This window comes from Citrobacter sp. NCU1 (assembly GCF_010231475.1).
Taxonomy (GTDB): domain Bacteria; phylum Pseudomonadota; class Gammaproteobacteria; order Enterobacterales; family Enterobacteriaceae; genus Citrobacter_D.
In genome coordinates this window covers 62565-71759 of sequence record NZ_NRDO01000092.1, presented here as the reverse complement: position 1 = coordinate 71759, position 9195 = coordinate 62565, and the positions used below count along the sequence as shown (strand labels likewise).

Annotated in this window: 7 protein-coding genes; 2 read left to right on the top strand and 5 right to left on the bottom strand. The window is 50.0% G+C overall.

Annotated elements, in window-relative coordinates; all coding sequences use genetic code 11:
- The 4 genes from CJP72_RS23325 to CJP72_RS23310 form a co-directional block, all read right to left on the bottom strand.
- The coding region (locus tag CJP72_RS23325) for an efflux RND transporter permease subunit (RefSeq protein ID WP_193568862.1) at nt 1–1154 on the bottom strand (1154 nt) is incomplete at its 3' end.
- Nucleotides 1155–1165: 11 nt separating this feature from the next.
- Nucleotides 1166–2443, bottom strand: coding sequence for an efflux RND transporter periplasmic adaptor subunit (locus CJP72_RS23320; RefSeq protein ID WP_162383640.1), 1278 nt, complete (start codon nt 2441–2443; stop codon nt 1166–1168).
- Nucleotides 2444–2522: 79 nt separating this feature from the next.
- Entirely contained in the window at nt 2523–2870 is a 348-nt protein-coding gene (gene cusF / locus CJP72_RS23315) for a cation efflux system protein CusF (RefSeq protein WP_162383639.1), read from the bottom strand.
- A gap of 30 nt (nt 2871–2900) precedes the next feature.
- On the bottom strand, nt 2901–4283 hold the full coding sequence (locus CJP72_RS23310; protein ID WP_162383638.1) for an efflux transporter outer membrane subunit: 1383 nt from the start codon (nt 4281–4283) through the stop codon (nt 2901–2903).
- A gap of 194 nt (nt 4284–4477) precedes the next feature.
- Between CJP72_RS23310 and cusR the strand changes: the two genes are divergently transcribed.
- Entirely contained in the window at nt 4478–5161 is a 684-nt protein-coding gene (gene cusR / locus CJP72_RS23305) for a copper response regulator transcription factor CusR (protein ID WP_162383637.1), read from the top strand.
- Nucleotides 5151–6605, top strand: coding sequence for a Cu(+)/Ag(+) sensor histidine kinase (locus tag CJP72_RS23300; protein ID WP_162383636.1), 1455 nt, complete (start codon nt 5151–5153; stop codon nt 6603–6605). The genes cusR and CJP72_RS23300 overlap by 11 nt, the downstream gene beginning before the upstream one ends.
- Before the next feature lie 70 nt (nt 6606–6675).
- On the opposite strand, the gene CJP72_RS23295 is transcribed toward CJP72_RS23300, so the two are convergent.
- Nucleotides 6676–9120 carry an ankyrin repeat domain-containing protein gene (locus tag CJP72_RS23295; protein ID WP_162383635.1) on the bottom strand — a complete coding sequence of 815 codons (2445 nt, stop codon included), beginning with the start codon at nt 9118–9120 and terminating at the stop codon, nt 6676–6678.
- Nucleotides 9121–9195 lie beyond the last annotated feature (75 nt).

Here is a 9195-nt window from a genome sequence, read left to right as displayed (position 1 = left end):
TTGGCTGCGTAGTCAGACGAGTCAGAGAAAATCACATCATCTTCACCGCTCTGCGCCAGCACCAACGCCGAACGGATGTGCCACAAAAAGAGCGCACAGACCAGCGCCACGACAATAAACTCTTCCAGCAATTTATAGCTAAGATTGTCAATCGCCCGGTCAATCAACTGACTGCGATCGTAGGTTGTCACGACCTCGACGCCTTCGGGTAAACTGCTTTTCAGCGTCGCCAGTTTATCTTTTACCGCCGAAATCACTTCCCGGGCATTTTTGCCGGAACGCAGGATAACCACCCCGCCCGCGACTTCGCCTTCTCCATTCAGTTCAGCAATACCCCGGCGCATTTCCGGTCCGATTTGCACACGTGCGACATCACGCAAATAGACCGGAACACCGTTGTCTGCTGATTTCAATACGATGTTGTTGAAGTCATCAGGCGTTTGCAGATAACCGCTGGCGCGAACCATGTACTCCGCTTCAGAGAGTTCAACAGACGAGCCTCCCGCTTCCTGATTCGAAGAATCCAGCGCCGATTTCACCTCCGACAAACTGATACCGTACTGAGTGAGTTTCATCGGATCGATAACGACCTGGTACTCTTTCACCACGCCGCCTACCGAGGCGACTTCCGCCACGTTAGGGATCGTTTTCAACTCATATTTTAAAAACCAGTCCTGCAAGGAACGCAGCTCCGCCAGATCGTGCTTGCCGCTCCTGTCCACCAGCGCATATTCAAAGATCCAGCCGACGCCCGTGGCATCCGGCCCCATTTCGGCGCTCACGCCCTGGGGTAATTTTCCCTGCACCTGGTTGAGATACTCCAGCACGCGCGAACGTGCCCAGTACGGGTCAGTACCATCTTCAAAAATAACGTACACGTAAGAGTCGCCAAACTGCGAGAAACCACGTACGGTTTTCGCGCCAGGCACGGACAACATGGTGGTCGTCAACGGATAGGTCACCTGGTTTTCAACAATTTGCGGTGCCTGACCGGGATAACTTGTTTTGACGATGACCTGTACATCAGAGAGATCAGGCAGTGCATCGACCGGGGTATTGATGATGGTCCAGGTTCCCCAGACGCTGAGGAACAACGCCCCCATCATCACCAGGAAACGGTTCGCCACCGATCGGCGAATAATCCATTCAATCATTTACGATTCCCTCAGTGTGAATGGGTCGCAGGTTTAGACGTGTCTGTTGGCGTGTGCGCTCGCATGCGATCCAGGGCACCGGAAATATTCGCCTCCGAGTCGATCAGGAACAGACCGCTGGAAACGACCTTCTCGCCTTCGCTCAGTCCGGAACGAATGGCCGTCACGCCTTGCGATTCATGAAATACGAAGACGCGCTTAGGCACAAAACGCCCTTCGCTATCGACGGTGATCACACGTTGCTCTTTGCCGGTATCGATCAGCGCTTTTGACGGGATCAGCAGCATCGGCTCACTTTTCGTGTTCAGATTCAGATATGCATTCATGCCTGGCTTCAGCGCTTCATCGGGGTTATCCACCAGCAAGCGCAGTTGAAGCGTTCGGGTGGTCGCGTCCAGACTCGGCAGGATGCTCCACTTGCGAATGGTGAACGGTTTATTCGGCCAGGCCGGAACGGTAAGCGCAAACTGGGAGGCATCTTTTATCAGCCAGGCGACCGATTCCGGAACGGCGGCGGCAACCCACACCGGGTCCATCCCCTGGATTTTCGCCACCACGTTATCTTTGGCAATGTTCATGCCAGCGCGTAAGTCAAAGGCGGTAATCACGCCATCAATCGGCGCTTTGAGCGTAAACCGCGTCTGAATTTTACGGGTCGATGTTAAACGGCGGATATCCTCTTCCGGCATGCCAGCCAACCGTAGTCGCTCGAGGATCCCCTCTACCTGGGTCGCCGTGCCGCCTGTCTCACGCAGGAGCAAGTATTCACTTTGCGCTTCCACCCAGTCCGGGATTGTCAGCTCAATCAGCGGCGTGCCTTTTTTAATTTTATCGCCAACCGTCAGCGGGTAGACCCTGTCAATAAACCCGGCAGAACGCGCCTGCACAATCACAAACTGGTATTCGTTAAAACTGACATTCGCCGGAAACGTCTGCGCATATTCCAACGACCCACGGCGTACCGTTTCGGTTTTCAGTCCCAAATTCTGCGTTTGCCCAGGATCAATACGCACCCCCGGCGTTGAGGCATCGCTCGTCTCTTCGTCGGCATATTTCGCGACCAGATCCATATCCATAAACGGAGATTTCCCCGGTTTATCAAAACGCGTATTTGGGTACATCGGGTCGTACCAGAACAGAACTTTGCGCGCCTCTTTTTCCGGCGCAGGGGTCATCTCAGCCATTTTGTGCGTTGAAGAATAATAGGCATATCCCGCGACAGAAATAATGCCGCCAACGACCATGCTGGCAAAAATAAGCGCGATATTATTGAGTTTAAAAGACGCCATAGTGTTTTCCATTCATTCATCTATTCTTACCTGCGCTCTGTGAAACCCAGGCAAGAATAGGATTGGCGGGTAATACGAATTACTGACTGACGTTAATATCCAGGAGTTGCGACACATTTCCCTGTTGCACAAAATTAAACGCAACCTTGTCACCGACCTTAATATCCCCGAGCTGCGTTTGCGGCGTCAGCGTAAAGCGCATCGTCATTGCCGGCCAGTTCACTGAAGGAATAGGGTCATGGTTAATCGTTATTTTTTTACTTTCCATATCAATGGCTTTTACGACCCCAGTGGCGCTGATAGCCTGTGTCTGTTCCGCAGCAGGCGTGGCGCTCATCATCCCTTCGTGATGATGTTCATTTGCCTGCGCATTCCATGCAACGAGCGTAAAAAGACTAAAAATAGTGGCTTTAAAAGTCGTGGTCATTATGTCGTCTCCTGAGAATGTATCTTCGTTTTATTCTGCCCAACCGCCGCCCAATGCAGTGAACAGCCTAATTTCATTCACCTGCCGGGCATAATTGAGATCAAGTAATGTTTGTTGCGTGGCAAACAGAGAACGTTCTGCATCCAGCACGTTGATGTAGCTCACCGCGCCGTTCTGATAGAGCGCTCTGGCGCGTTGCAGAGTAATGGTCAGGGAATCCAGATAACGTTGTTGCGCCGTTATCTGGTCAGCCAGGCTTTGGCGTAACGCCAACGCATCCGCCACTTCTTTAAAGGCGTTCTGGATCTTTTGCTCGTAATTCACCACCGACTGCTGCTGGCGAATTTCCGCTAAATCGAGATTGGCCTGGTTACGACCGGCATTAAATATCGGCAACTCGACTTTCGGGATAAAGCTCCACATCCCGCTGCTGGCATTAAATAAACTGGAAAGATCGCTGCTACTGCCTGAAAGCGAACTGGTCAGCGTAATGGAGGGGAAAAAGGCTGCACGCGCAGCGCCAATATTGGCATTAGCCGCCATCAATGTGTGTTCAGCTTCCATAATATCCGGACGCTGTAATAAGATTTGCGAAGAGAGCGAAGGCGGTAATTTGACGCTGTTGATATCTGCGGCATTCTCCGCTTTTTCATTCGGTAACGTTGTGTAGCTTCCCAACAGCAGCTGTAAGGCATTCGTGGCCTGCGCCAGCTCACCCTGCCGTTTTGCGATCTCTGCCCGCGTACTTTCAATAACGCCCCGAGCTTGTTCCAGGGCCAACACGTTAGTGCTGCCGGTCAGCAGTTGTTTTTCAACAAATGCGTATGAGCGTTCATAGTTTTGCAATGTTTCCTGTGCGACCTGCAGTTGCGCATACGCCAGGCGCTGATTGAAATAACTTTGCGAGACGTTCGAGATTAATAAAATATGTACCGCGCGACGGGCTTCTTCACTGGCGAAAAAATTCTGCCGATCAGCTTCGCTCATATTCTTCAACCGGCCAAAGAAGTCCAGATCGAAACTCAAATTCAACCCAGCTTCATATTCCCGGGTGGTACGGGAGTCCCCTTTGACTTTACCGCTCCAGTCACCGCTCGATTCTGCGTTGAGCTGTGGATATCGGTCAGCATCCGTCACCTGATATTGCGCTCGCGCTTCCTGCACCTTCAGCGTTGCCATACGCAAATCGCGGTTGTTGAGCAACGCCTCGCCAATCAACCTCTTCACCTGTGGGTCAACGAAGAATGTGCGCCAGCCGGTTTCCTGATACCCCGTCGTCGCGGGTACCATCGCATTCTGCGAGAGGGAAAATTGTTGCGGTACGGGTGATTCCGGGCGCTGGTAGTCTGGCGCCAGTGAACAGCCTGTCAGGACAAAAAACGCACTGAGGGTAAGACGTTTAAACTTGTACATAATCCTTTTCGCCCGCCGTGGACCCGTAACCTAAAAGTGAACGTGAACTGATGTCTCACACCTTACCGAAGTGACTCTGTTTAACCCGTGACAGCAAAATGACAAAACTGTCATTTTCCCAATAAGCGATTGCTATCCGATCCGGCTTCTCTAGAATTGAAATCCCGCACAGTCATTGCGTGAAGGAATAAGTGATGAAGATTTTGATAGTCGAAGATGAAAGCAAGACCGGCGAATATCTGACGAAGGGCCTGACAGAAGCCGGATTTGTGGTGGATCTGACCGATAACGGGCTGAACGGATATCACCTCGCGATGACCAGCGATTACGATCTGCTCATCCTCGACATCATGCTGCCAGACGTGAACGGTTGGGATATCGTGCGTATGCTGCGCGCCGCCAACAAAGGGATGCCGATCCTCCTTCTCACGGCGCTGGGCACCATTGAACACCGGGTTAAAGGTCTGGAGCTGGGCGCGGATGATTATCTGGTAAAACCTTTCGCCTTCGCCGAACTGCTGGCCCGCGTCAGAACACTGTTGCGCCGTGGCGCGACGGTGATCGTGGAGAGCCAGTTTCAGGTGGCGGATTTAACGGTGGATCTGGTCAGCAGAAAAGTCACCCGCAGCGGAACGCGGATCACCTTAACCAGTAAAGAATTCACCTTGCTGGAGTTTTTCCTGCGCCATCAGGGAGAAGTGTTGCCGCGTTCGCTGATTGCCTCTCAGGTGTGGGACATGAATTTTGACAGCGACACCAATGCCATCGACGTGGCGGTCAAACGACTGCGCGCCAAAATAGACAATGAATTTGAGCCGAAACTCATCCAGACCGTTCGCGGTGTCGGCTATATGCTTGAGGTGCCGGATGGTCGCTAAGCGGTTTCGCCGCCCTTTCTCGCTGGCAACACGACTGACGTTTTTAATCAGTCTGGCGACCATCGCCGCCTTTTTCGCCTTCGCCTGGATAATGATCCACTCGGTAAAAGTCCACTTTGCCGAGCAGGATATTAATGACTTAACAGAGATAAGCCAGACGCTTGAGCGAATTCTCAACCATCCTGAAGAGCCGGAATCCCGCCGTCTGGAAACCCTCAGGAATGTAGCTTCCGGCTACTCAAACGTGATTATTTCTCTCGAAGATGCGAATAAAAAGGCCATCTTTCATTCGCCTGGCGCCCCTGATCTGCGCGAGTTTATGGCCAGTGCAACGCCGGATAAAAATGCCGCTAACGGCGACGTCTTTTTACTTTCCGGCCCGGCCCTGAATATGGAAGGGCATAATCAGGGACACGGCGCGCACTCAACCTGGCGCATGATTCGTCTGCCGGTGGGGCAATTACCCGACGGCAAACCCGCCTGGACGCTGTATATGGCGTTATCGATAGATTTTCATCTGCATTATATTAACGATCTGAAAAATAAGCTGGTAATGACAGCGTCGTTGATCAGTCTGCTGATTATTTTTATCGTCCTGCTTGCCGTTTACAAAGGTCATGAACCAATCCGCAGCCTGAGCAAACGTATTCAAAACATGACCTCCAAAGATCTTGATGTCCGCTTAGATCCGCAGGCGGTGCCTATCGAGCTTGAACGTCTGGTTATTTCGTTTAATCACATGATAGAGCGCATTGAGGACGTTTTTACTCGCCAGTCCAACTTCTCCGCCGATATCGCCCATGAAATCCGCACCCCGATAACCAATCTGGTGACCCAAACTGAGATTGCGCTCAGCCAACCTCGCAGTCAGAAAGAGCTGGAAGATGTCCTGTATTCCAATCTTGAAGAATTTGGCCGTATGTCGAAGATGGTGAGCGATATGCTGTTTCTCGCGCAGGCGGATAATAATCAGCTCATTCCGGAGAAAAAAGCGCTGAATCTGGCGGATGAAGTGAGCAAAGTCTTCGACTTTTTCGAAGCCTGGGCTGAAGAGCGTGAAGTGAGTTTGCGCTTTGAAGGTCACGCATGCTGGGTGTCCGGCGATCCCAGTATGTTACGCCGGGCGCTAAGTAATTTACTCTCCAATGCGATGCGTTACACCCCGAAGGGAGAATCCGTCACCGTACGGCTTTTTGAGGCGCAGGACCAGGTACAGATTATCGTTGAAAACCCTGGAACACCCATTGCCGCAGAGCATTTACCGCGCCTGTTTGACAGGTTTTACCGCGTCGATCCTTCCCGTCAACGTAAAGGCGAAGGCAGCGGCATTGGACTGGCCATTGTGAAATCGATCGTCCTCGCCCATCAGGGAAACGTCGCCGTCACCTCTGATTTGCACGCCACGCGTTTTATTCTGACGTTGCCAAAACATGCTGCGTTTTAATATCGCGTCGTCATGATGCCGAAGAGTTCAGAGCCATCCCACGCAGATGGCTCTGACCGCAAGCGAAACCTTACCAGAAGCGTTTTCTGAGGGCGGTTTCAATCTCGATATCCACTCTGTAGAACTGCAAAATGACCCATACCGCATCGACTAATGCTTCCGTCAGTGCCGGATAATCATCCTCAATGAGGGTGTTAATCTGATCGACGGTTTCATCGATATAGTCCTGAACGCCTTCTTCAAATTCCTCTTTGGTCGCCTGATTGCGAAAAAAGCTGAAGTTATCCAGTTTTTCAATTAACAGGTCTACCTGTTCTTCAATGCCGTTTAACTGGGCAGCCGTAACATAGGGATCACAGGCAATCGGTTTAAAAAAACGGTTCACTTTGGCTTTCAGTTCGATAATCGTCGGAATTTGGCTTCTCTGCGAGACCGCACTGCGGGCCTCTGGGCTGGCTTTTATTACCCGCGGTTGTGGTTCCGTTTTCTCAATGACGGGTTTATCTTCGCCTGCAGGCAAGACGGGTTGCTCTGGTTCGCTTTCTGCTTTGGTGGGAATGGGCGCTGTTTCACCCTTGAGCTGCTGCTGTAGACGGCGGTGGAAATAGCTCTCTGGCTCAGGGATGGCGAGCGCGTGTTCAAGCTGCGCCTGGCTATAAGGCACCATCTGGAGAAGCGCTTCAAATATCTCTTTATAATTCAACTGGATTGCTACCACGAGCGGACTGTTGCCATGGCAATCCTCCACCGTTAAATCCGCACCATACTGCTGTAATAGTTTCAGGATCCGCACAGCCGTGGATTCAAAACGAGGAAACTCATTTGAGCCACCGCCGGTGATGGCACACAGGGCAGGCGTGGTGCCCTCACCATTAAGCGCATTAGGGTTGGCCCCCTGCTCTAACAGCACGTCAACGCAAGATTGGGCGCCGTAGTAGCAGGCACACATCAACGGAGTAAATTGTTCATCGACTGAAAACTCTTCGAGTTTCGCGCCATGTTGTAACAGAAGCAAAACGGTCTGGCGGCGTATGGGTCCGGTGATTTCATCTAACGAGTAGGTCGAAATGGCTTTATGTAAGATAGGGGAGTTATCGTGACCACAATGGGTATGAATATCGCCCCCCTGGTGAATCAACCATTCAAGCAGTTGCGTGCGACAAGAAATCGCGGCGGCTGAGACAAAATTCGTGTCGTAAATATTGGTGAGGCTTAAATCCAGTCCCAATGGCAGCAAATACTCCATCACTTTAATGATCGTTTCCTGGTCTTCTTTCCATGAACCGCGCTGAGTGATGGTCAGTAAGGTCGGTTCTTCTACCGCGCCAAATTTCTTATTGATATCCAGCCCATACCGCAAAAAGAGATCGAGAAACTGGGGTAGAAACGTTCTTTTTTCTACCATTGGGTAAATGAGCAAGCGTAGATTTGACCAAATCAACATCTCATACGGTTTACCCGTGTTGACAAACTCACTGTTGGGATCAGCGCCATATTTAAGTAACAGTTCAAGAGCCTGATAAATGTAATCGCGCTTATCGGGATCGATAAAATGAGGATTATTCAGATACTGGTTGATCAACGGTGCCTGATAAGCGTCTGGTGGCGTCATCTTGTAAATACGATTGATATCGACGGTCACTTTAAGCAGTTTTTCGATAATTCGCAGATCAAACTCTGATGTCAGCGCTGCGTAGACCAGGCTTTTGGCGCGAGAATCCGCTTTCAGTTCAGGGTAATTGTCGAGCAAATATTCACAATAGTCCGGTGCGTTGGCATAAACACACAATTCCAGCAGATTCGCGTCATCCCAGAAACTGCTATCATTGGCCATAATGTAGCGTTCTTTTTTATAATCCGGATAGCGTTTCACCAACGGTGCAAATGCCTCAAGCCCCCAAAAACTGCTCGTACGAATAATATCTTCAATCAGCGTCGTTTCTTCAATATTCAGAGTGATATTTTTATTTATGAGATGTAAAAAAAGATCTTTGCTTTGTTCTGAATATAATATCTCCAATGGGTGATTTAGCTCCCCATTCGTCCAAAAACTCACCGACTTATTGATGTCCAGGTGAGACTCAAGCAGAATATCTATCATGTTTTTACGCTCATTTTCTTGATAGATATATTGTGGTTCAGGATGAAAGAGGTAGTTGAGCCAACAATTATTAAATTTATTCTGATAATAAAGATCTGCGCCAGCATTGAGATAAAGCGTCACTAGCTGTGTATTATTAAACTCGATAGCCGAATGAAACGCGCTGAAACCATTACACTCGATGTGTGCCCCTTTATCGAGCAGGTATTGCACCAGGGATACCTCTGGCTCTGGGTTACGAGACAGAGGGACCAGCACGTTACACGGGGAAATATCGGGGTCAATAAAATTGATATCCCCACCATTGGTCAGATATTTATCAATTTTTTGTATTTTTTTAGCGGTCGATAATTTGCTGTCTAAGCAAATTTGCCGTAGCGTGAGTTTATTATCATTAAAAATCCAGTTTAGCATAGCATTCCTTATAACAGACTAATAATTAAAGGCTTTTATATATTTTAATCAATCGTAATCCAGGCCAATCTCGTT